General features: G+C 59.5%; 21 protein-coding genes. 10 read left to right on the top strand and 11 right to left on the bottom strand.

Translation table 11 applies throughout. The features are described from left to right. Positions 1-2 precede the first annotated feature (2 nt). The 4 genes from NXC24_RS25755 (at position 3) to NXC24_RS25740 (ending at position 3,305) form a co-directional block, all read left to right on the top strand. Positions 3-380, top strand: coding sequence for a response regulator (locus tag NXC24_RS25755; RefSeq protein WP_104826260.1), 378 nt, complete (start codon positions 3-5; stop codon positions 378-380). 1 nt (position 381) lies between these two features. After that, entirely contained in the window at positions 382-1,086 is a 705-nt protein-coding gene (locus NXC24_RS25750; RefSeq protein WP_104826259.1) for a response regulator transcription factor, read from the top strand. Positions 1,087-1,211: 125 nt separating this feature from the next. Further along, entirely contained in the window at positions 1,212-1,979 is a 768-nt protein-coding gene (locus tag NXC24_RS25745; protein ID WP_104826258.1) for an SDR family oxidoreductase, read from the top strand. A gap of 141 nt (positions 1,980-2,120) precedes the next feature. Continuing rightward, the gene (locus tag NXC24_RS25740) at positions 2,121-3,305 is read left to right on the top strand and encodes a hypothetical protein (protein ID WP_104826257.1); all 1,185 of its coding nucleotides are present in this window, start codon (positions 2,121-2,123) and stop codon (positions 3,303-3,305) included. A 7-nt stretch (positions 3,306-3,312) separates the two neighbouring features. Here NXC24_RS25740 and NXC24_RS25735 read toward each other — a convergent pair whose 3' ends face one another. From NXC24_RS25735 to NXC24_RS25700, 8 genes are read right to left on the bottom strand one after another with little or no spacing between them, the layout of a single operon-like run. Then, positions 3,313-4,326: a succinylglutamate desuccinylase/aspartoacylase family protein gene (locus NXC24_RS25735; RefSeq protein WP_104826256.1), complete on the bottom strand. Its 1,014-nt coding sequence runs from the start codon at positions 4,324-4,326 to the stop codon at positions 3,313-3,315. Between the two features lie 31 nt (positions 4,327-4,357). Then, the gene (locus NXC24_RS25730) at positions 4,358-4,702 is read right to left on the bottom strand and encodes a RidA family protein (RefSeq protein WP_104826255.1); all 345 of its coding nucleotides are present in this window, start codon (positions 4,700-4,702) and stop codon (positions 4,358-4,360) included. Between the two features lie 36 nt (positions 4,703-4,738). After that, positions 4,739-6,049, bottom strand: a complete 1,311-nt coding sequence (locus NXC24_RS25725; RefSeq protein ID WP_104826254.1) for an alanine racemase — start codon at positions 6,047-6,049, stop codon at positions 4,739-4,741. Beyond that, a complete protein-coding gene (locus NXC24_RS25720; RefSeq protein WP_104826253.1) occupies positions 6,042-6,998 on the bottom strand; it encodes an amidohydrolase family protein in 957 nt (318 codons plus the stop codon). The genes NXC24_RS25725 and NXC24_RS25720 overlap by 8 nt, the downstream gene beginning before the upstream one ends. After that, positions 6,995-7,936: an ABC transporter permease gene (locus tag NXC24_RS25715; protein ID WP_104826252.1), complete on the bottom strand. Its 942-nt coding sequence runs from the start codon at positions 7,934-7,936 to the stop codon at positions 6,995-6,997. The genes NXC24_RS25720 and NXC24_RS25715 overlap by 4 nt, the downstream gene beginning before the upstream one ends. Then, positions 7,933-8,898 carry an ABC transporter permease gene (locus NXC24_RS25710; protein ID WP_104826251.1) on the bottom strand — a complete coding sequence of 322 codons (966 nt, stop codon included), beginning with the start codon at positions 8,896-8,898 and terminating at the stop codon, positions 7,933-7,935. The genes NXC24_RS25715 and NXC24_RS25710 overlap by 4 nt, the downstream gene beginning before the upstream one ends. Next, positions 8,895-10,403 carry a sugar ABC transporter ATP-binding protein gene (locus NXC24_RS25705; RefSeq protein ID WP_104826250.1) on the bottom strand — a complete coding sequence of 503 codons (1,509 nt, stop codon included), beginning with the start codon at positions 10,401-10,403 and terminating at the stop codon, positions 8,895-8,897. Before NXC24_RS25705 ends, NXC24_RS25710 begins: the two co-directional genes overlap by 4 nt. Before the next feature lie 21 nt (positions 10,404-10,424). Next, positions 10,425-11,495, bottom strand: a complete 1,071-nt coding sequence (locus NXC24_RS25700) for an ABC transporter substrate-binding protein (RefSeq protein ID WP_104827835.1) — start codon at positions 11,493-11,495, stop codon at positions 10,425-10,427. Between the two features lie 224 nt (positions 11,496-11,719). On the opposite strand from NXC24_RS25700, the gene NXC24_RS25695 reads away from it, so the two are divergent. Together NXC24_RS25695 and NXC24_RS25690 are read left to right on the top strand one after the other, a co-directional pair. Beyond that, positions 11,720-12,508, top strand: a complete 789-nt coding sequence (locus NXC24_RS25695; protein WP_104826249.1) for an IclR family transcriptional regulator — start codon at positions 11,720-11,722, stop codon at positions 12,506-12,508. A gap of 410 nt (positions 12,509-12,918) precedes the next feature. Then, positions 12,919-14,784: a methyl-accepting chemotaxis protein gene (locus NXC24_RS25690; protein WP_104826248.1), complete on the top strand. Its 1,866-nt coding sequence runs from the start codon at positions 12,919-12,921 to the stop codon at positions 14,782-14,784. 128 nt (positions 14,785-14,912) lie between these two features. Here NXC24_RS25690 and NXC24_RS25685 read toward each other — a convergent pair whose 3' ends face one another. Next, positions 14,913-15,296, bottom strand: a complete 384-nt coding sequence (locus NXC24_RS25685; RefSeq protein WP_104826247.1) for a hypothetical protein — start codon at positions 15,294-15,296, stop codon at positions 14,913-14,915. A 282-nt stretch (positions 15,297-15,578) separates the two neighbouring features. On the opposite strand from NXC24_RS25685, the gene NXC24_RS25680 reads away from it, so the two are divergent. From NXC24_RS25680 to NXC24_RS25670, 3 genes are all read left to right on the top strand, one after another. Next, entirely contained in the window at positions 15,579-17,135 is a 1,557-nt protein-coding gene (locus NXC24_RS25680; RefSeq protein ID WP_104826246.1) for an EAL domain-containing protein, read from the top strand. A gap of 244 nt (positions 17,136-17,379) precedes the next feature. Then, positions 17,380-18,612 carry an HlyD family efflux transporter periplasmic adaptor subunit gene (locus NXC24_RS25675; RefSeq protein WP_104826245.1) on the top strand — a complete coding sequence of 411 codons (1,233 nt, stop codon included), beginning with the start codon at positions 17,380-17,382 and terminating at the stop codon, positions 18,610-18,612. Further along, a complete protein-coding gene (locus NXC24_RS25670; RefSeq protein ID WP_104826244.1) occupies positions 18,594-20,588 on the top strand; it encodes a glycosyltransferase in 1,995 nt (664 codons plus the stop codon). The genes NXC24_RS25675 and NXC24_RS25670 overlap by 19 nt, the downstream gene beginning before the upstream one ends. Before the next feature lie 68 nt (positions 20,589-20,656). On the opposite strand, the gene hmpA is transcribed toward NXC24_RS25670, so the two are convergent. Next, positions 20,657-21,868: an NO-inducible flavohemoprotein gene (gene hmpA / locus NXC24_RS25665; protein ID WP_104826243.1), complete on the bottom strand. Its 1,212-nt coding sequence runs from the start codon at positions 21,866-21,868 to the stop codon at positions 20,657-20,659. A gap of 278 nt (positions 21,869-22,146) precedes the next feature. Between hmpA and NXC24_RS25660 the strand changes: the two genes are divergently transcribed. After that, the gene (locus NXC24_RS25660) at positions 22,147-22,566 is read left to right on the top strand and encodes an Rrf2 family transcriptional regulator (RefSeq protein WP_104826242.1); all 420 of its coding nucleotides are present in this window, start codon (positions 22,147-22,149) and stop codon (positions 22,564-22,566) included. A 50-nt stretch (positions 22,567-22,616) separates the two neighbouring features. Here the strand turns inward: NXC24_RS25660 and NXC24_RS25655 are convergent, their stop codons facing one another. Further along, a complete protein-coding gene (locus NXC24_RS25655; RefSeq protein WP_104826241.1) occupies positions 22,617-23,246 on the bottom strand; it encodes a TetR/AcrR family transcriptional regulator in 630 nt (209 codons plus the stop codon). Between the last annotated feature and the right edge of the window lie 117 nt (positions 23,247-23,363).

The raw sequence follows: 23,363 nt of genomic DNA, 5'->3' as shown, positions 1-23,363 counted from the left end.
ATATGAATAAGACAAGACATGTAGTGGCAATCGTTGATGACGATCCAAGACTATTGGAATCGGTGGGCGATCTTCTGGAATCCGCTGGCTATGCGGCCCGCAGCTTCTCGTCGGCGGGATCATTGCTCGTCGACGGGCTATCGGATTTGGACGTGCTCATCACCGACATCGGGATGCCCGGCATGGATGGCTTTGAGCTTCGTGACCTGGTGAGGAAGCTGCGTCCGGAGCTGCCGGTCTTCCTGATCACGGGCCGCCACGAGATAGCGGATCAGGGCCGCGCTCAAGGCATCAGCGGATTTTTCCGGAAGCCATTCGATGCCCAGGCCCTGCTCGCGGCCATCGCCAATGCTTTGCATCAGTCAAGAGATGGAGGGTAAGATGAAAGTTGAACAATCTTTCCCGCGGAGATCGGCACCGCCATCACCGCGGCGGAGAAGCGAAGAAGATCAGCCGCTCGTCATCATTGTCGATGATGACGCTTCCGTTCGGGAGGCACTCTCGGAGTTGATCCTATCGGCGGGCTTCCGGCCCATCAGTTTTGCCTCGACCCGCGAAGTGCTTGATGCCGATATCCTGGACAATCCCGGCTGCTTGATCCTCGATGTGCGCATGCCGGGGACGAGTGGTCTCCATCTGCAGCGTCATCTGGCCGACAACGGCAATCCCAAACCAATCATCTTCCTGACCGGGCATGGCGACATTCCGATGACCGTCGAGGCGATGAAGGCCGGCGCCGTGGATTTTCTCACCAAACCGGTGCGGGACCAAACATTGCTCGACGCCGTGACGGCGGGCATTGCCATGGATGCCGAACGACGGGCGCAAGCCGCGATCGCCAATCGCAACATCGAACGCCTCGAGACGCTGACGCAGCGCGAGCGCGAGGTTCTCTATGAAGTGGCGCACGGACGCCTCAACAAGCAGATCGCCTTCGATCTCGGCATTAGCGAAGTGACGGTCAAGCTGCATCGCAGCAATGTCATGCACAAGATGGAGGCAGCCTCTATCGGCGAACTGATCCGGGCATGGGAAACACTGCCGGCACCGATGCGCGAGGCTGGCGCACATCGGGCTGTAACATGATTGAGCCGAGTTGGTACAAAGGGCTTGTCTCGAAAGGAATCCAAGCGCAGTTTCCGGAAATGGCGTCGACAAGTTCGCGGACTTGCGAGATTCTTCAAAACTGACAATGACATGCGGGGGAATAAATGACGGATAGGCTCAAGAACAAGATTGCCATCATTTCCGGCGGAGCCACCGGAATGGGCGGGGCTGCTTCACGCTTGTTTGCGGCGGAAGGCGCGACGGTTGCGATTATCGACCGAAATGGCGACGCGGCTGAGGAGACGGTACGGGCGATCCGGGATGCCGGGGGCGTTGCTGACTATTGGGTTGCCGATGTATCGGACGAAACAGCCGTCAATGCGGCAGTGAAGAGCATCGAGGACCGTTTCGGTGCCGTGACCGTCCTCTTCAATCACGCCGGCACGATCGTCATCAAACCGTTTCTCGAAACGACGCTGCAAGAATGGGAATGGCTGCACGGCGTCAACGTGCGCTCGATGTTCCTGATGACCAAAGCCGTGCTTCCGGGCATGATCGCAGCCGGCGGCGGGTCCATCGTCTGCACGTCATCGATCTCGGCGGTCGCGGCGACGCCGATGGAAGTGCTCTACGATACGACGAAAGGCGCTGTGCACATGTTCGCCCGCGCCATTGCCGTCGAGTTCCGCGATCGCAATATTCGCTGCAACGCCGTTTGCCCCGGCTTCATCCGCACGCCGCACGGTCTGCGCGAGGTGGCTGAGTTGCAGGCCCTCGGCGTTGATGTTTCGGATGAAGCAATCGCGGCGCAGCAAGGCCGGATCGGAGAGCCGGAAGATGTGGCGCGCGCCGCCCTCTACCTCGCCTCGGACGAATCCAACTTCGTCAACGGTATCCATCTCTTCGTCGACAATGGCTTTACCGCGATCTGATCGTCGATAGCTGACTAAACAGCATTCCTCTCACGACAAGGCCGCAAGCAAGCGTGCAACGGCAACGCATACCCAAAGATCGGCCTGGACACTATTATGGACACATGTTCTAAAAAGTGGACAGATTAGCGGGAGCACGCCATGCATCTTTCCATGTGGACTTACCCTTGGGACATTCAGGATCAGGGGCTTGAAGCGCTTGCCGCCGACCTTCGCGGCCGCGCAGGCCTCACCACGATCAGCATGGCCACCTCCTATCATGCCGGCCGGTTCTTTCAGCCGAGAAGTCCGCAACAGAAGGCCTATTTTCCCGAAGACGGGACGGTCTACTTCCGGCCGGACGAAAGACTGTGGCAGGACACGGTGATCCGGCCGCTGATGGCCAGGAATGTAGCCGAGCGCGGCGACATGCTGGAAGCGCTCGTCAAAGGGCGCGACGCGACAGGCCTCAAGGTCTCGTGCTGGACGGTCTGCCTCCATAATACCCGCCTCGGCATGCTGCATCCCGATCACGTCACTCGGAACGCCTTTGGCAATCCCAACTATTATAATCTTTGCCCCTCAAGCCCCGCGGCGCGGGCCTATGTGGTCACTCTGATCCGCGACATCACGACAAACTACCGGCCAGACATGCTGGAGCTCGAGAGCCCGAATTTCATGGGGTTCGCGCACGAATATCACCACGAGAAAGACGGCGTCGGCCTTAACGCCGAAGACGATTTCCTGCTGTCGCTCTGCTTTTGCGATCATTGTACGGCGCGCGCCATGAAGGCCGGCGTGCCGGTGGAAGGCGCGCGCCAATCGGTCACGCGCTTCATCGCGGAACTCTGCGAACGGGCCGTCCCGGAGCGGCAATTCCCGGACTTTCCCGCGGCCGGGATCGATGCATTTCGCGACCATCCGGATCTGTACGCCTATCTCGTCTGGCGCACCGAACCGGTGACCAGCCTGATTGGCGAGATCAAGGCCACGGCTGATCCGGAGACACGCATCGTGCTTATCGACCTGAAGGACGGCTGGCTCGGCGGCGTTGATCTCGTTGCAGCCGGCAAGCTTTGCGACGGGGCGATCCTCTGCTGCTATGACATGGAGCCGGAGGCTGTCGGCGAGGTCATCCGGAGCGGGCGGGCGGCGATCGGACCGGGAAAGTTCCTCGGCGTGGGCCTGCGCGTCTTCTATCCTGAAGTCGACGGACCGGCGATCCTCGCAGAGCGCGCCAAGGCCGCTGTTGATGCCGGCGCTGACGGCGTGAACTTCTACAATTACGGCCTCATACCGGCCAAGCGCCTTGACTGGGTCAAGGCGGCGGTCGACGCAATCACCTGACCCCTCGTCAGCAGGCGATGGGTTCGGCGACCTGGATCAGGCAGTCGCCGGCCTGGCTGTCGCAATGCAGCCTATGGGAAATGACGATGCCGCCCTCCGCAAAGCGCAGCTCTTCCTCCGGCCGCTCCAGACGTTCCAGGTCATGGTACCATCCGGCAAGATCGCCGGCAGAAACGGTTGCGCCGAGTGCGACGGCTGGCTCGAACCAGCCTCTATGGTTCGCATAGATGCCCTGGCTGTGCCGAGACAACGAAAGAAGCTGCAGCGGTCCCGGCTCGGAGAGCGGTGCGCGGGAGAGAACCGGACGCTCGACAATGCCGAGCGCGATAAGCAACCGATCGATCGCCGCCGCCGTGAAAGCCATTGTCTCCGGCGTCACGGTTCCGCCGCCGCCGAATTCGCCGGAAAGACCCACGGTCCCCACCCGTCCAGCAGCACCCATCGATGTCGGCGCAGTCGGCCCATTGTCGGCGATGAAGGCATGTGACGCACCCATGGCGCGCATCAGCGAGACCGACCGCTGGAAGCGGGCCGTATCGGCCTGCCGCTCGATCAACGTGCAGGGCAGGTGCGCCATGGACGTGCCGCCCGAATGCAGATCGAGCACGACGTCATGGCGCGGAAAGAGTTCATGTTCGAGGAAATGGGCGAGACGCGCCGTCGGCGATCCCGTCGGATCCCCGGGAAACGCCCGGTTGAGATTGCCGCCATCGAACGGCGAGCAGCGCCTCGCCGCCATCACCGCCGGCAGGTTCGCCATTGGCAGGATGGTGACGGCGCCGCGGATTTCCGCAACCCCTAACCGGCGCATCAGCCGCCCGAGTTGGAGTTCGCCCTCATATTCGTCGCCATGGTTGCCCGCCATCAGAAGCAGGGACGGCCCCTCGCCATTCTTCAGGCGAAGAACTGGAATGCGGATCTGATAATAAGGCGAACGGTCGATCGAATAGGGAATGGCGAGATGACCGGCCTGCCGGCCCTCGCGCGAAAAGTCGATCGGATTGACGAGGCCGCTATGCATGATGTCTCCAGTCCGGGCTGTTGCCTTGCCGTCAGAGGGCGGCGACCGCAGTCATTTCGACGCGCAGGTCCGGATCGGCGAGGCGTGCCTCGACGCAGGCGCGGGCCGGCGGGTTTTCGATGTCGATCCAGCCATCATAGACGCCGTTCATCGCCTCGAAATCGGTGATCGCCGGCAGGAAGACGTTGACGGCGAGCAGGCGCGAGCGGTCCGTACCGGCTTCTTTCAAAAGGGTGTCGATCTTGCCGAGCACATCGAGGGTCTGCTCCTCGATGCCCGCCTTGCGATTTTCCGCGACCTGGCCGGCAATATAGACGAGCCCGCCATAGCTGACGGCTTGGCTCATACGCGAACCCTTCTGGTAACGTTGGATCATGGAAGATTTTTCCTTTTCTTGCTTTGGGAGGGAGGTTCAGCCGAAGCTGGTGAGATAGGCCGCCGTCACCGAATGATCCGGGTCGAGGCCATAGAGGATTGCGTGGCGGTCAAGGCAGGTGCAGGGATGCGAAATACCGCATTCGACCACGTCGCCAACGGAAACGTCGCTACCGTCTGCAAGTGCCACGAAAGCGTGCTGATCATTGAGGCGGAGAACTTCGGCGCCCCTGAGATCGGCAAGACGCGCACCGTTACGATAGAGCGCCAGCGGCCGCGGCATGCCCTGATCCATGGCCACGTCACGCATGCCCAAGCCGCAGATCGCCAGCCTTGGCTCCGGCCGGGACAGGACCTCGGCCCAGACCCGCAGCGCCGGACGAAAGCCGGACGCGGCGGAAGCTAATTCGGCACCAATGCGGAAGCCACCGCGCGCATCGAGACCAGCAAGACCGCGCTCGTAAATGCCGTGATCGTGAAAGAAGATGGCACCGCTGCGCAGCACGAGACGGCAAGCGGGATCGGCAGCAACGGCGGACGAAAGCCCCACAACAACCATGTCGAAAAAGACCGAACCGCCGGCCGTGACGAGGAGCGGCCGCTCGGTGCCTATGCGAGAACGCACCTTCGGCAGGAACTCGGCCGTCATCGCCATCAGCGCCGTGATGCGAAGCATCGTCTCTTCCGCATCGCTGGTCGCGGCGGCGCCTTCATAAGCGGCAATGCCGGTCAGCCGGAAGGTCGGCGTTTCGGCAGCAACGATCGCATCGAGAATTGCTGCCGCAGCGTCGGAGCTGCGCACACCGGCCCGACCGGCGCCGAACTCCACCATCAGCCCCAGCGGCGGCAGATCTCCACGTTCGCGCCACGCCGACCGCAGAGCATCGACGAGCGCCGTCGAATCCACGAAAACATGGACTTCCGCATCAGGATAACCGGCAAGCAGCGCGGCAAGCCGACGTGCGGCGGCGGCTCCGCCGATCTCATTGGCAAGGATCAGACGGCGCTGTCCTGCCTTGAGCAGAACCGCAGTCTGGCGGATATCGGCAACCGTCGTGCCCCAAGCACCCGCTGCAATAAGTGCGTCTGCCAATGCCGTCGACATCGGCGTCTTGGCATGTGGCGCGATTTCGGCGCCACGGCTCTTCACATAGGCCATCATCAGCTCGACATTGCTGGAGAAAGCCTGCCGATCGAGCGAAATCAGCGGCAGGGCCATCCTGCCGTCATAAGGTTTCCATCCCTGCTTGCCGATTGCCGCGAGCGGGACCGGTGGGTTGCCCGGCGGAAAGCCGCGCACCCGGTCATCGATCAGCACGGTTTCGGATGCGGCATGAAGGTCAGACATCGCAGCCTCTCTGGGGCTCGACCGGATCGGCTATGCCGAGGCGATAGGTGTCGTTGGCCGTGGCGAAGAACAGGGCGCGTTGCTCGTCGAGAGAGAATTGCGAGGCGACGGTTCGAAAGGCCCGATAGACCTCGTCGAAGGAGGCGTATAACCCCGCCACCGGGAAATCGCTCGCGAACATCGAGCGCGTCGGGCCGAAACAATCGAGGCAATGCTCGATCACCGGTCGCAGGCTTTCGAGTGTCCACCCGCTGTCGTAGGCCACGAGGTCGGAAATCTTCAGGCGCACATTCGGCTCGTTGCCAAATGCCCGCAGGCCTTCGCGCCAGAGCGCCATGCCATCATCCGTGCGGTCGACAGGGCTTCCGCCGTGGTTGAGCACGAAAAGCGTTTCCGGGAAAGCGCGCACCAGCGCAAGCGCGTCCTTCATCTGCCATGGATAAAGCATCAGGTCGAAGATAAGCCCGAGCCGCGTAGCGTGGGCAAGCCCCGCCCGCCAGGCAGGATCACCCATGAGATCCGCGCGCCGGGCAAAACTCTTCGCCGGCTCCGGATGCCAGCTAACGATATCGCGGATGCCGACGACGTTCGGGTTTGCCGCTTCAATCTCGAGCAGGCGCATGGCGTCCGGCGCGTCGAGAGGAACCCGCGCGACATAACGGCGTGCCACGCCGGAGCTACGGTCGAGGCTATCCAGCCAGCGACTCTCTTCCAGCGGATGCGCATCGGACCAGCCGGCCTCCACATGGACGGTTGCAACCACGTTCTGGCGTGCGGCATCGGCGCGATAATCTTCGATGCCGTAGTTGCGCAGGATCGGTGCGAGACTCCCGAAAGCCGTCTCCCCGCCGGTCGCCTGCGCTTTTTTAAGCCAAGGGTGTCGCTCCAGCTTGAGATCCCAGAGGTGATGATGCGGGTCGATCAACGGCCCGTCATAGCGCTCGGTCATCTGCGCCCCTCACGACCGGATACGAGCAAGAGGGCAAGGATCAGCGTGCCGAACATGATGGAGCGCCAACCGGGCGAGGCATTGACGACGGTGATCAGTGCCGTCGTCGTCACGAGCAGGATCGCGCCGGGAATAGTACCTGCATAGGTGCCGCGGCCGCCGAGGATGGACGTACCGCCGAGCACGACGGCTGCGATCGAGGTCAGCAGATAAGGATCGCCGATGCCGACATAGCCTTGCCGGTTCATGCCCAGCACGAGAATACCCGCAAGCCCCGCGAAAAAGCCCGAGAGCGTATGAACAATCAGCGTGTTGCGACCGACGCGGACACCGGAAAGCCGGGCAGCCAGCGGGTTTGCCCCAAGCGCAAGGAAACGCGCGCCGATCGGCATGCGGTGGATGAGCAGTAGGACGACAACCGAGACCACAATCCAAAGGACGATACCAGCCGGGATGCCGAGCGGCCGCGCCTGGCCAAGCAGAATGACCGCCGGATTGCTGACGGTAACCGCACTGCCGCCGGCAACGATGACGAGCAAGCCTTGCAAGAAGGTCGCCATGGCAAGCGTCATGATGATTGGCGGTACGCGAAGATAGGCCGCACCCGCACCGTTCATGAGGCCAACGCCGGCGGCGATGGCAAGTGCTGCAGCGATACCGATGACGCCGCTCGCATCCCAAGCAGGCGAGAGGAGCGGCAGCAGGATCGCGGTCACGGTGATAACCGCACCAACGGAAAGATCGATGCCGCCCATCAGGATGACGAGCGTCTGGCCGGCGGCCACAATGCCGATCACCGCTGACAGCTCCAGCAGGTAGCGCAGGTGGCCATAGGCGCCGAAACCGCGCAACATGAAGCCTGCGACGATCCAGACGAGCGAGACCAGAAGGAAGGTCAGGAGCGGCGGGTTGCGGAATGCTGTCCTGATGACGTTCATCGCCTTACCTTCCATTGTGCGAGAAGTTCCGGAACCGCGACCGCGCCCACGATGATCAGGCCCTGCGCGACATATTGCGCGACCGGCGGAAAGCCGAGGAAGAACATGACGTTGATCATGACCGAAAGCAGCAGGCTGCCGCAGATCGCGCCGCGCATGGTGCCCTTGCCGCCAAGAAAGCCGACGCCGCCAAGCACGGAGGCAGCAATCGAGTTCAGTGTAAAGGGCGTGCCTATCACCGGATCACCCGAGCCGGTCTGCGCAGCGACGAAGAGACCGGTCAACGCCGCCAGAAGACCGGAGAGCGCAAAGGCGACAACCTTCACCCGCTCGACCGGGACACCGGAACGGAATGCGCCGATCGGGTTGTCGCCGGCCGCATAGATGCCGAGGCCGAGCGGCGTTGCGAGAAAGGCTTTCCAGAGCACGAGGGTCACGACGAGCAGCAGAAAGGCGACGGGCGTATCGCCGGCCAGCGTTACCGACAGCCAGTCGGGAATGAACCCACCCGGCCGCGGCAGCAGGATGAGCGCGACCCCGGTTATGATGAAGGAGCCGGCAAGCGTGACGATGATCGCCGGAAGCCGCAGATGCGTCACGATGGCCCCAATGACAGCGCCGATCGAAAGGCCGGCGAGCGCGACCGCAACAATGCCGCCCGGCACGCCGAATGTCCCTTCCATGGTCGTTGCCGCTATAACTGCGCCGAGACTCACGAGCGGACCGATCGCCAGCGTGATGCCGCCGTTCAACATGAGCACCGCCTGCGCCATGGTGACGAGCGCGAGCGGGAACCAGTTCTGCGTGAACTTCGAAAAGCCACTGATGGAAAGGATACCCGGAAAGAGCACGACATAGAGGATAAGAAAAGCGCCAACGACCAGATAAAGGCCGCCGAGACCGCGATTGCGGCGGAGCTGGATCGCGCCATAAAGCCAGGCGGAAGAGGAAACGGTGCTCATGCTGCTGCCTCCTGTGTCGTGACGCCCATGGCCGCGCCGACGATCGCCCCTTCGCTGATCGCAGCGCCTGATAGCGTCGCCGCGATGCGCCCCTCGCGCAGCACCACGACGCGGTCGCAAAGATGCACCAGTTCCGGCGTGTCGGAACTGGCCAGGATGACGAGCCGCCCCTCGGCGGCGAAAGCACGGAGCATGAGGTAGATTTCCCGCTTGGTTTCGATGTCGACGCCGCGCGTGGGATCGTTGAGGAGCAGAACGGACGGATCGAGCGGCAGCCATTTGGCGAGCGCCACCTTCTGCTGGTTACCGCCGGAAAGTGCCTGCACTGGGCGGGCCGTGTCGCCCTTGATCGTCAGGCGGCGCGCAAGATCGGCGACAAGACCGCTTTCTGCCTGCAGGTCGCGCAGCCCTTTGCTGGCGAGCCGTCCGAGCGAAGGCAGGATGAGGTTTGATGCAATGGAATGAGGCAATACCAGCCCCTCATGTTTGCGGTCGGCCGGGACATAGACGATACCAGCCGCATTCGCCTCGCCGACATGGGCGGGCAGGCCGGGCTTCCCGGAAACCTCCGCTCGGGCAGCCGCGGCTGGAATCGCGCCGTAAAGGCCGAGCAACAAGTCTTCCTGCCCCTGCCCCACGAGCCCGCCGATGCCGACGATCTCGCCGGCACGGGCGGAGAAGCCGATGTTGCGCACCATGCCGGCGGAAAAATCTTCGACGCTGATGCGCGTCGGGCCGGGCGTCGCGGCTCGGCGCGGCGGGAAGAGGTCGCCGGTCTCGCGGCCGACCATGAGACGCACCAGCCCCTCGCCGTCGATGCCGGATAGCGACTGGTCCGCCGTGACCCCGCCGTCCTTCAACACCGTGACATGCGAGCAAAGCGCCTGCACCTCATGGAGGCGATGAGAAATATAAAGAAGTGCTATGCCGCGATCCCTCAGCGTCTCGATCAGGCTGGCAAGAATGCCGGCTTCATGGGCCGAGAGCGAGGAGGTAGGCTCATCCAGAATGAGCACGCGCGGCTTGCGGAACAGCGCCTTGGCGATCTCCACCATCTGACGGCGACCAAGCGCAAGATCGGCGACCGGCATGTCGATCGGCTCGGTAAGCCCCACCATGTCGCAAACTTCCCGCACACCGCGATGAAGAGCTTCATAGTCGATGAGACCGAACCGGCGCGGAAACGCGCCGAGCCCGATATTTTCGGCAATCGAGAGATTCGCCGTGAGGCTCAGCTCCTGCTGAACCACGGCGATGCCCGCCGCACGCGCGGCCGCCGGGCTAAAGCGCCCAACGGGCCTGCTGTCGACGGCGATGGAACCGCCGTCGGGCTGGAGGGCACCGGACAGCAGATTGATCAGCGTGGACTTGCCGGCGCCGTTCTCACCGAGCAGGGCGTGAACCCTGCCCGGAAGAAGGGCGATGTCGACGCCCTTCAAAACGGGATTGCCGAAAAATCCCTTGAACACCTGCCGGGCTTCCAGCAGGGGCCTTTCTTCCTTCATGACGGCTTCCTTCAAGACGGATTACTTGGCAAGCAGCTTGTCGAAGAGCGCCTTGTCGTAGTCCGAGTAGATATAACCGTCAGCCGGGAACTTGTCGGCCCTTGCGAGATAGCCACCGATCGTGCTGTCGTCGATAACGGGCAGCGGCACCTTGACGAAGGCCGGGACGTCCTTGCCTTGCAGCGCCTGCACGGCTGCATAGACGGAGAGCGCGCCAAGCCAGTTTGGCTGCATGGTCGCCCAGCCCTTCAGGCCCTTCTCTTTCCAGAGTTCCAGGAATTGCCGGGCGTTTTCGCCTGTCGTCGGAACCTGTTCGCGGCCCTGGCGGTCGAAAGCCATGACGGACCCCGCCGACAGTGCGCCACCGAGCGACAGAACGCCATCGATCTGCTGGTTGGCGAACAGCAGGCTCGTCATCGCTTCCTGGGCAGGCGCGACGTTATATTCCGTATTGGTTTCGGTGATGACTTGGATGCCCTTGTTGGCATCGAGCACCGGCTGCGCACCCTTGCGGCGGTCATCGCTGACGGAAACGCCGGCGGGACCGTTCATGATGATGATCTTCCCCTTGCCATGCAGTTGATCGACCATCCACTGCGCAGCCCTCTGGCCCCATTCGTTGGAGTCCGTGTTGATCTTCGCTGTGAGATTGTTGGTGTCCACGAGGCTGTCAAAGTTGACGACGGCAATGCCCTTGGAGCAGGCATCGGAGATGACGCGGTCGAGCGCGGTGGACGAACCGGCTTCGACGATGATGGCATCGAGGTTCGCGTCGATCATCGATTGGATCTGCTGAATCTGCGTCTGGGCATTGCCCTGCGCATCGGTGATCTTCAGGTCCTTGACGAGCCCGTCCTTCTTCAGAGCCGCCACCTCATCGGTAATCGTGCCTTCGGTCTGCTTCATCCAGGTCGGGACGGAATAGATGTTCGCCCAGCCGATCGTATAGGGCGCCTTGCGATCGCCCTTGATGCAGTTGGCTGCCGCCGACGCCGTGCCGGCCGAAAAGGCGAGGAGGACCGCAGCGGCGGCAGCGCCCGCGAGAAGGCGGCTGCGCAGCGAGGCTGAGGCTGTGTCTTCAAGTTTCGTCATGTCGTTCCCCTTTTTGTGCGTGGCAGCCTTAAGGCTTGCCATTTGTGTGATGTCCGCTATAATGTACATATGATCTATATACCGGACGTCGGCGATCTTATGCCGATTTTTTCCCCTCGCAAGGGGGGTGAAAAAAATTCGTTCACGGCGAATGGTAGGAGCGATTGACAGATGCGGGAGACGACTTGAAAAATTTGACACGACTAGAATCGGGATTCGGCAACATGGATGCAGTTCAGGACGAAGCAATCGGCAAACGCGCCCGAGGGCTCGACCGCGCCTTCGAGATCCTCGAATTCCTGCGCCACAAGCGGCAGGCCTTGAAGCCGAACGAAATCGCCGCGCAGATCGGCGCGCCGCGCTCATCGGTCTACGAGCTCGTCAACCTGCTGCTGCACAACGGTATTCTTGAATTTACGGGTGGCGAGGGCCGCGTCTACCTCGGCCGCAAGCTCTATTTCCTGGGTGCGGCCTATGAGAACCATTTCGATTTCACCCGCGAATGTGAGACGGCGCTGGAGCAGCTTGCCGACGAGACGCGGGAGACGGCGCAGTTCTGCATGTTGGATGATAACAAATATACGGTCGTTCGCATGCGCGAAGGCGCCCGGCCATTCCGCATCTCGACGGATATCGGCCAGTCGGTTCCGATCCCGTGGACGGCCTCCGGCCGCCTGCTTATTGCGCATCTTTCGGATCAGGAAATCCTGAACTTCATTCCGCCGGAGGATTTTCGTCTGCCCAGCGGCGAATGGCTCGACCCCAAGACCTTCATCGCCGAGGTGCGTCAGGCCGAGCGCGAAGGCTTCTTCACCTTCAACAGCATCGTCGACAGCTTCACGCACTGTTTTGCCGTACCGGTACACGGCGAGGACGGTCATACAGCCGGAACGCTCTGCCTCGTTACGCCGCGCGACGATGGCCTTGCGAACCGGGACCGCTATCTCGCCTGCTTGAAAAAGGCAGCCCTCGGCCTGTACCAGACCCCAGCACGGCCGAAGCGAGCTTCATAGTTCTTGCAAGGCTGAGCGACAAAGCCGAAACGCGCTTTGCTTTCCGCGAACGCCCTGCGGACTTTAGGCCAGGGGACGGCGACAATCCGAACCTGAGATCGGCCAGCAGCTCTCAAGGAGATGCTGGCTGGCCTGCGCATGGGCGCAAATGCGCAGTGCGTGTCGTGCGACAGGGAAGTGAATATAGATTCGTGCGCCGTTCGGATCGGAGAAGCCGCCGATGAATCCAGCGAGGGGCACAAAACAAGCCGCTGGACCGGTCAGCCGACAGTTCAAGTCTTTGTCAAAGACACAACAAAAGACGCTGAACCTATCCATTTGACGAATATTTCCGGAAAATTAAACCATTATTAAACACAATTTAAGCAAGTTACTCGAATACAAATTTTATTTTTATTAGGGCGAACATTATGAGCATTAGTATTGCAAAAAGCCTTATTGCTTTCGGTGTCGTGATGACCATAGGGCTTGCCGGCTCGACAGGGCTGCAGCAGGTCGCCTTGAACCGGCTCAAAGTGAACGGACCGATCTATGAGCAGGTCGTCAACGGAAAAGATCTCGTTGCCGATATTCTGCCCCCGCCGCTTTTCGTGGTGGAATCCTACATGCTGGCTTTGGAAGCCAGTGATTTTCCGGAGGTCGCCGAGGCGAATGCGGCCAAAATCGCCAAACTCCACCTCGACTACAATGAGCGCCGCGCTTACTGGCAAACCTCCAGCTTGCCACAGAATCTGAAGGATCAGCTGGCCAATACGGTGCTGACCAAATCCGATGTCTTCTGGCAGGAAATGGACCGGGAGATTCTCCCTGCTTTGGCGGCTAAGGATACGGCAAAGGTCAAGGATCTGCTCGTTCATCTCAAGGGCACGTTTCACCTGCATCAGGATGCCGTCGAGGAACTGGTGACCAGCTCGAACGAGTTTCTGTCGGGCCAGGAGAAGGGCGCCCGAGAAGAGATAAATCGTTGGACAATCTTCTCGCTCTCCGCTGCTGGCGGATCCATATTGTTGCTGCTTGCCGGAACATTGCTATTGCGGCGCCGGGCCATCGTGCCACTGGAAAGCATGAGGGCCTATATGGGTGTGCTTGCCGGTGGCGACTACACCAAGGGAGTGCCCCATTCCGAACGCTCCGATGAAATCGGCGCGATGGCGAAGTCCGTTGCCGTGTTCAAGGCGAAGGCTCAAGAACATCAGCGGCTCGAGGCTGAGGCAGAGGTCAATCGCACACTTTCCGAACAGGGACGCGCGGAGCAGGAACATGTCCGTGCGCGGGAGGCGGCAGATATCAAGCTCGCGGTCGATGCGATCGCCAGCGGGTTGGGCCAGCTCGCCAGCGGCAATCTCACACACCGGATAGACGTTGCCTTCGCGCCGCCGCTCGACCTTGTGCGCCGAGACTTCAACGCTGCGGTGGAGCAGCTTGAGGATGCCTTGCGCAAGGTCGGCCAGAACGCACAGGCGATCGCAACCGGTTCCAATCGTGTCCGGTCGGCAACCGGCGATCTATCCAAACGAACGGAACAGCAAGCTGCCTCGGTCGAGGAGACCGCGGCAGCCCTCGAGCAGATCACCACGACCGTCACGGATTCCAGCCGCCGCGCCGACGAGGCCGGCCGGCTGGTCGTCACGGCTCGGGAAAATGCGGAAAAATCGGGTGATATCGTTCGCCGGGCAATCACTGCGATGGGTGAGATCGAGGCATCCTCGAACGAGATTTCGAACATTATCGGTGTCATCGACGATATTGCTTTCCAGACGAACCTTCTGGCACTGAATGCGGGTGTCGAAGCTGCGCGCGCCGGAGAAGCCGGCAAGGGTTTTGCCGTCGTTGCTCAGGAAGTCCGCGAGCTTGCGCAACGCTCGGCCGGCGCCGCCAAGGAGATCAAGACCTTGATCAACACCTCCGGCGAGCAGGTGAAAAACGGCGTGACACTTGTGGGGGAAACCGGCCAGGCGCTCGATCTGATCGGCCAACAGGTGGAGGCCATAAATGTCAACGTGGCGGCAATCGTCGACGCGTCGCGAGAACAGGCAACCGGCCTCAAGGAAATCAACCAGGCGGTCAACACCATAGATCAAGGCACGCAGCAGAATACGTCCATGGTCGTGGAATCGAACGCTGCCAGCCATAGCCTTGCGAACGAAGCTGAAGCTCTCTTCAATCTTCTCGGCCGCTTCCGGATCGGCGCAGCCAGCCAAACGGCCGCGACCCTTGCCCCGAAACTACAGCAGCGCCACGAGCCTGTGGCGCCAGCGCGTAGAATGACTGCATAGCCGGCAGGTGCTCTCGAAGGGCGGAGAGCCATGGCAAACACCAGTGTATCCTGGGAGGAGTTCCATCAGCCACGCGGCGGTCGCCGCTTACCGGCCTGCCACCCGCAGCGGTTGGAACGCCGAGAAAATTATTCTAGGAAAGCGAAGAGCAAATCGCTGTCGGTCGGCTTTGCGGACCGAAACAGCACCTCACCCTCCTTGCTGACCAGCGCGACGCAAAAATCGACCACCGAATTGGCGTCGAGTTGCGCACGAACTATCTTGGGCCGCAATCCGCTCCCAGCGCCGAATATAGGCGTCACCTTGCCGTCATGCACGCGCACCACCGCCAGATTGGCCTCTTCAAGGCGTCGGCGATCCCTAAGAATGAGCCGCTCTTGTTCGCGACCTGCCTCTCGTGCCAGATCACTGACAATGACGACGACCGGCTTCTTTCCACGAAATGTTTCCAGCCCCTCTGCAGAATTGCGCGGCTGCCGCTTCAACGCCCGATATTCCTCCACGATTGTCATTGGTTCATCCTCCATCGCAGTTCTTGACTTACTCAGATTTGAATCCCCTCCGACTGGTATTGTTCCCATTCGCGACAGCGTCGATCGTCAATAATTTAGGCAAGCGGTAGCAAATAGTGATGAAACTCCCTCGGACCCGAGTTTCGAAGAAATCTAGACATGATTTGGAAAAATTTAATCCGCTGGGCACAGAGTAGCACAATCACAGCGACACCGGCGCTCATGATTGCACGCTAATGTAACATCATCTTTCATAATGCCGGATAGCTTGCGGGGAAGAGGATGCGTGAATTTTTCGAAAGCAAAGCGGGAAAGCAACTTGCTGTCCTCGCCTCTGGTTCATCCCTGTTGTGGATCATTGGCTTGCTTTGGCATGGAACATTTTTTGGTTGGTTGAGACCCCTTGGCGACGGCACGATCGCTGTTCTGTTCCTGACATTCATCATCCCCGGCGCCGCAAGCTTTATCTATTCGCTTCTGCGAATCCTCGATCTGCGCAAAGAGATGCTGCGTCAGGAAGAACAGGGAAAGCGGGCACACTGGATTGCCACCCACGATCACCTCACGCGCCTTCCGAACAGATATGCTTTCGACAAATTCGAGATCGTGAAGCCCACGACCGAAGATGACGACAATTTGGTGCCGACGGCGACGATTTTTTCCGTTGACCTGGACAGCTTCAAGAAGGTCAATGATCTGGTCGGCCATCAGGGAGGCGACAGGCTTCTGCAGGAAGTCGCAAAAAGACTATCGGCATTTGCCGAGGAATCATGCGTTTTTCGTCTCGGAGGCGATGAATTCATCGTCATAGCCAGGGGACTGGTCCCAGAGAAAGACGAAAAGTTCGCAAATCTGCTGATCCATGCGCTCAGCCGGCCCATCCACATCGGGCCGATATCCTGCCAGGTCGGAGCGAGCGTTGGTTACGCTCGCTGGCCGGAGCATGGCCATGAACTGCAGGATGTTTGCCATCGTTCTGATATCGCACTCTACGAAGCCAAGAGCGCAGGCGCCAACATCGCGCTGCGATTCTCCGAGGAAATGCAGCTTAAAGTCACCGCACGTGCAAAGCTTGAGGGCGAACTTCGAACGGCGATCACAGAAGGTCGCATCGAGCCATTTTATCAGCCCCTCATTGATCTGCGGTCTGGAAAGGTGTGCGGTTTCGAGGCGCTTGCCCGGTGGACGCTGGACGACGGCACAGGCGTTTCGCCACAATTGTTCATTCCCATAGCGGAAGAAACCGGCTTGATGACGCCGCTTTTTCTGCAGCTCCTCAAGACAGCTTGCGAGAACGCCAGATCATGGCCGGAGGACGTATCGCTTTCGTTCAACGTCTCGGCTGTTCAAATGGATGACCGGCTTCTTGTGTCTCGAATTCTGGAAATTCTTGATGACGCAGGCTTGCCGGCGTCCCGGCTGGAAGTCGAGATCACCGAGAATGCGTTGATCCGCGATCCGGATCTCGCTGCCGCAATTATTGGGGATCTTCACAACGCGGGCATACAAATCGCACTGGACGATTTCGGCACCGGCTATTCCAGCTTGGCGCAGCTTGCACGATACCAGTTCGACAAGATCAAAATTGACAAAAGCTTCGTCAGATCCGCCCGCGAGCACGACGACCGCCATGAGAAAATTGTTCAAGCGCTGCTCATGATGAGCCAAGGCCTGGATGTGAAGACGACCGTCGAAGGCATCGAGGACAATACCCAACTGGCATATTTCCTACGTGCGGGATGCGATATCGGACAGGGCTACCTTTTCGGAAAAGCCATGCCATTTTCCGACACGATGACATATCTGAGGGATCGCGCGGAGATCCTCAAAACGGCTTAGGCTGCTCCTGTACCACATCTTCCATCAAAATGTCCGATCGTAGCCGGCTTCCTTGCAATAAAGGACGCGTCAACGTTCAACTGATGCACGCGCGCCGCACCCGCTTTTCGTTATCCATATTTTGCGACCGTCACTTGCCTGCTAATTTTCGTTACGCTAAATTACGCAAGATTTAGTTGTAATTGTTGTCGAAAATGATTCGGCGACGCGCAGGGCTCTCAACGCGGTTTCTTCGTTTGGCAACATGATCTTAAATCATCGCATTACACGTATCAGTGTCGGACTGCTGCTGCTGGCGATCGCTGTTATCGTCTCGCTACCGGCAATCACCGGCTTTACGAGCCGTGACGGCACGGTCAATGCCCGCTTCGCTGTCGTCAATTCCCCTATTGACGGTGTGATTGAAGGAGAGCCTGCTAAGGTTGGTACCCCTGTCAAAGAGGGTCAGACACTTGCAGATATCAAAAACCCACGCGTCAATCGTGCAATCCTTGCTTCGCTGGAAGCAGACCGCAACACTGCGCGCGACCGCGTGGTGGCGCTGAAAAAGGAGCGGGACGAGCTTTCCGGACTTCGCGAGCAGCTATCCAAACGGTTGGAAATTTTCAAGCAGGCCACAATTTCCAATCTGGAACGGGAAGTGGAGATACTGAGAAAGAAAGTCGAGGTCTCCCAGGCCCAGGATCTTGCCGCGCAGGTCGACCTAAGCCGCCGGATGGACCTGGAGTCAAAAGGTATTCTCACGCAGAGGATGGTTGAAGCCGCGCGTGCCGCCGGAGCTGCGACCGGCGGGGAGGTCGAAATCAGCAATTTGACCGTCGATCAGTTGGAGCAGAGGCTCGATGCCATTCGCCAAGGCATCTTCGTGTTCGGCGACGGGCAGAATGATGTGCCCTATTCGCGACAACGCCAGGACGACGTCATCGTTCGCATCGGTGACTTGGACTCACGCATAGCGGAAAACGAGACACGCGCCGCCGAAGTCGAAAAGCAGTTGATCGAAGAACGCAACCGCGTGGGCAACCTTGAATCCGCAACCGCAACAGCACCATTCGATGGTGTGATTTGGAGCAGGACCATCGTCAACGGCTCCAATGTCGTGCTCAACAACGAATTGATGCGCCTACTCGACTGCCGAGAGCTATTTGTCGATATCCTTGTTCCCGAGGTCGACTATGACGAGATTTATCCTGGACTTACCGCGCAGGTGCGACTGTTCGGCCGCACCGATGTCTTCGATGGCACGGTCGTTTCCGTAAAAGGCAGTTCGGCGGCTGTCGAGAGCGATTCCTTTGCGGCCAGTCTGCCAGCATCGTCACAGCGTAATGCCCGCATTCGGGTTCGCCTCGAGCCGTCCTTTATGAACGACGACTTCGCGAATTTCTGTCAGGTCGGGCGAACGGTGCAGGTACGGTTTCCCAAACACGGGATTGGCTTGACGAATTGGGTTAAAAACCTGTGGTTCAGTATCTTCTAGCGCTGGCTCCGACCTTTCTGGTTCTGGCCCTCTTTCTCTTAGGGCCATTCAATTGGTCGCGTCACCATACCTGGACGCGGGCAGTTACCTGCGCGCTCGTTGCAGCCATCGCATTGCGCTACATCCTTTGGCGGCTGACGGAAACCGTTCTTCCCTACCCCTATGACGGCCTCAATTTCTATTGGGTATGGTTTGTCTTCCTCGTGGAGATGTTGGCCTTTACCGAGGTTGTACTTTTTCTCGTGCTGATGAGCCGTTATGTCGATCGGAGTGCCGAAGCAGACAAGCTGGCGCGTGTCTTCTTTGCCCGTGACCAGCGAGAGCTGCCGACGGTGGACGTCTTCATTCCCACCTATAACGAACCGCTCGACGTGCTCGAAAGAACCATCGTCGGTGCGTTGTCGCTCGATTACCCGGCCGACAAGCTCAGGGTATACGTGCTCGACGACCAGCGCCGAGACTGGCTCAAGAGGTTTTGCGAAGAAAAGAACGCAATTCATGTCACGCGTGGCGATAATTCGCACGCCAAAGCGGGCAATATGAACAACGGGCTGAAGGTCAGTTCGGGCGATTTCGTCGCGGTTTTCGACGCGGATTTTGTGCCTTACCGGCATTTTCTGCGTCGAACTCTGCCTTTCTTTTCCGATGAAAGCATCGGCATCGTTCAAACGCCGCAACATTTTTTCAATGCCGATCCGGTGCAGTCGAACCTCGGGCTGGAGAATATCTGGCCGGATGAGCAGCGCCTGTTTTTCGACGAGATCGCTCCTAGCAGAGACGTGTGGGATGTCAGTTTTTGCTGCGGCTCGTGTTCAATCGCCCGCCGCAAAGCGATTGACGCAATTGGTGGCTTTCCAACGGAGTCCATCACGGAGGATTTGCTGACCACGCTGTCTATGCTCAACGTGGGCTACAAGACACGCTACTTGAACGAGCGTCTGTCGATGGGTCTGGCGGCCGAGAATCTAACCGGCTATTTCGTACAGCGCGAGCGGTGGTGTCAGGGCGGCATTCAGACGCTGTATCTGCATAACGGTCCGCTGCGCGGCCCGGGATTGTCGCTCTTTCAACGGATCATGTTCCTGCCGGCGTCGTGGCTGGTGCAATATCTGGTCCGCTTCATGATATTGATCGTCCCGATCGTCTATCTCTGGTTCGGGCTGCTGCCGCTTTATTTCACCGATATTGCCGACTACGTTTCCTATCAGATACCGCTGCTGACGGCCTATTTCCTGCTCATGCTATGGATAACGCCGACGCGCTACCTGCCTATAATTTCAAGTGCGGTCGGTACATTTGCAACGTTCCGAATGCTGCCGACTGTCGTTTCCAGCGTGATCCGCCCGTTCGGCAAGCCGTTCAGGGTGACGCCGAAGGGAAGCGGCAATGAGGAAAACCAGTTCGATAGATACACTTTTATCTGTATCGCCAGCCTGGTCGCGATCACCGCCGCCGGCCTGCTGATCAACATTGTGCCGGAGACGACCAATGTTCAAGGACAGTTTTCGCCGATCGCAGCCTTGTGGGCGGGTATCAATATTATCGTTATGATCATCGCCTCTCTCATCTGCTTTGAAAAACCCCGGCGATTGTTTCACGCGTTCAAACTTGAAGAGGCTGCTACGGTTGACGGTATTCCTGGCCAGGTCGTCAGCCTCGCGCTGGACAAGGCTGTCGTCGCAGTGCCGGTTGAAACCCAGTTTCAGTCTCGATCCGTCATGCTGAAGTTTGATGGCTTTGCGCCATTCAGATCGGAACTCAAACAGGTCACTCAGCGGCGAAGAAGCATAGCCCGCGGCGGCGATCGGCAAGCTTACTATCTTCATCTGCATTTCGAACTCAGCGAATCCGATCGCGACAAAATGATCGTGAAGCTCTACACCGGTCAATATTCACAGGACATCCGCGACATCGACAAGGTAGCCGTCTCCGTCAATCTTCTGCTTCGTTCCTTCGGGCGAACGCGCACGTTGTAGCCAAAAATTCGAACGCGAAGGGAGCCACCGGCTCCCTTCGCAGAACGGCTTCTACCTGAACAATTCCCTCAAGCCGCGAGCAGCTCGTCGGCCGGACCGAAGAACTCATAGTGAATGCGGCTCGACGGCACACCTGCAAGCGATAGCGCCGTAACCGCTGCGCGCAAGAAAAGGCGAGGCCCGCAGATATAATAGTCCGCCTCGGCGACGGGCGTATTCGAGATCAGCCAGTCGTCGGTAATAATGCCTGCCACATCATAATCCCGGCCGTCGGCTTCATCGGCAAGCGGCGTCTGGTGGAAATCGGTGACGCGTACCGCTTTGGCCGTTGCTGCAAGCGCGCGGACATGGTCGCGCATCGCATGCGTCTCGCGATCATGCGTGCCGTGGATATAGTGGACCGGCACCTGGTTGCCGCGGGCGACCAACGCCTCCAGCATTGCCACCATCGGCGTAAGACCCACGCCGCCCGAAAGCAGCACCACCGGGCGTTCGGGATGATCGGCGAGGAAGAATTCGCCCGCGGGCGCGGCAACCCTAAGGATCGTTCCCGCCACGACCTCGTCATGGAGCCATCCCGACGCGAGACCAAGAGGCTCCCGCTTCACCGAAATGCGATAGGTTTCGCCATTCGGTGCCGCCGAAATCGAATAGTTACGTTTGACCGGGGGATGGCCGGGGATTTCAAACCAAAACGTCAGGTATTGGCCGGGCTTGTGGTTCATGACGCTGCCGCCGTCGACCGGCCGCAGGATGAACGACTTGATGACGCTGCTTTCGCGGATCACCTTCTCGACACGGAAATCCCGCCAGCCGTTCCAGCCGCCGGCAATTTCCTTCTGTTCCGTGTAGATGCGCTCCTCACGCGCAATCAGAATATGAGCAAGGAACCAGTAGGCTTCTCCCCATGCGGCGAGAATGTCATCGGTCGCTGCATTGCCCAGCACGGCCTTGATGGCGCCAAGCAGGGCGTCCGCGACATAGGGATAATGCTGGGGAAGGATCTGCAGGCCGACATGCTTCTGCGCGATCCTCTCGACGGCAGGCGCAAGCGCGCCCAGATTGTCGATATTGCTGGCATAGGCGAGGATTGCTCCGGTCAGGGCGCGCGGCTGCGACCCGGCATCACCGTGATGCGACTGGTTGAACAGATCCCGAATTTCCGGGTTCTGGAACATGCGTGCGTACATCTCCCGCACGATCTCGAGACCGTGGGCTTCGAGCGCAGGAACGGTGGCCTTGACCAGCGCAATGGTCTGCGTGCTGAGGGGCTGCTTCATCGATATCTCCTAATGAATCGTATAATTTCGGGGGAAGCTGAAGACGTGCGATCGGCCGCCGTCGGCGGCTGAGCATCGATCGGCGACATTTCCTTGAAGATCGGGCCAAACCTCGCGTCGACCGGGGACACGGGCGTAAAACGCGTCAATGAGGTGACTTTGCCCCCAGCCATCAAGCGTTAACCCCGCCATTGCCCAACTCCAATCATGCATCCAGAATGCATCTATACCTTGGCAGAAAAACATGCAACAAGAATACATCATTTGGAGATATGCAGATGCGAATGACGCGCTACACTGACTACGCCATGCGCGTGATGCTTTATCTTGGCAGGGAACCGGAGAGGTTATCCTCGATCGCCGATATCGCCCGGGCCTATGCCATCTCGCAGAACCACCTGATGAAAGTCGTCAACGATCTGGTGAATGCCGGCTATCTTGAGAGCGTGCGCGGGCGTCATGGCGGCATACGTCTTGCGAAGGCGCCCGCCGAAATCAATGTCGGCGCACTGGTCCGCCACACGGAAGACGACTTTGATCTGGTCGGCTGCGGCTCGTGCATCATCGCGCCCGCCTGCGGTCTGACCAGCGTGTTGGACGAGGCATTGCAATCTTTTCTGACAACCCTCGATCGCTATTCCCTGGCTGATGTCCTTGCACGCAAGGGCGATTTCACGCATCTGCTGAAAGCGTCTTGAAAACAAGCTTCCGCAAGCATCGGCGGCGATGCCATGGATGGCCCGCCAACTCAGTTCTTCGTTATCAATCCACGAAGAATGAGATCGACATGCGCTTCGAAAAACGCCTCGACGTCCTGCGGTTTGCGATCTGCGAAGATCATCTGCGAGACGCATAACATCACGGCGGCTCCTATCACCGTATCCGGAATCTTGATCGCCGGCGCATCTCGCAGTTCACCGGCAGCAACCCCCTCTTCAAAGAGCTTCTGCGTCGCGTCCATAAGCGGGACGATGAATTCCTCATGATGGCGATCCACCACCTGGGGAAACCGTGACCCCTCCGCGATGACAAAGCGCATGAGTTCCCTCGTATTCCGATCCGTCACGAGACGATCATAAACCAGGCGGAGGAAGGTCCTGATCCTTTGCGAGTAAGGCCCGCTCAGCGTCTTTGCTTTGGCACTGACATCGACGAATGAAACGGAGATGCGACGGATCACCTCCTCGAACAGCCGTTCCTTCGTCTCGAAATAGAAATAAATCGTCCCCTTCGTCACGCCAACGCGACTGGCGATGTCCTCGACGCGTGTCGCCACATAGCCGCGCTCGACGAATTCCTCGAAGGCCGCATCGAGGATTTCCCCGGGCCGTTGCGCTTTGCGCTGCGCCCGCAGCCCCGCTTGTTTTGCTACCGACATCTCACGTCCTCCTTGTCTCGGGATATTCCGACACAATCAGCTTCACAGTCATCATTTATTTCATTGACTAATCAGTCAGTCAATATTATTTGGCGGAAACATCATCATGAATTCCGC

The sequence above is a fragment of the Rhizobium sp. NXC24 genome (assembly GCF_002944315.1).
Lineage (GTDB): Bacteria > Pseudomonadota > Alphaproteobacteria > Rhizobiales > Rhizobiaceae > Rhizobium.
This window is presented reverse-complemented; position numbering and strand designations above follow the sequence as displayed.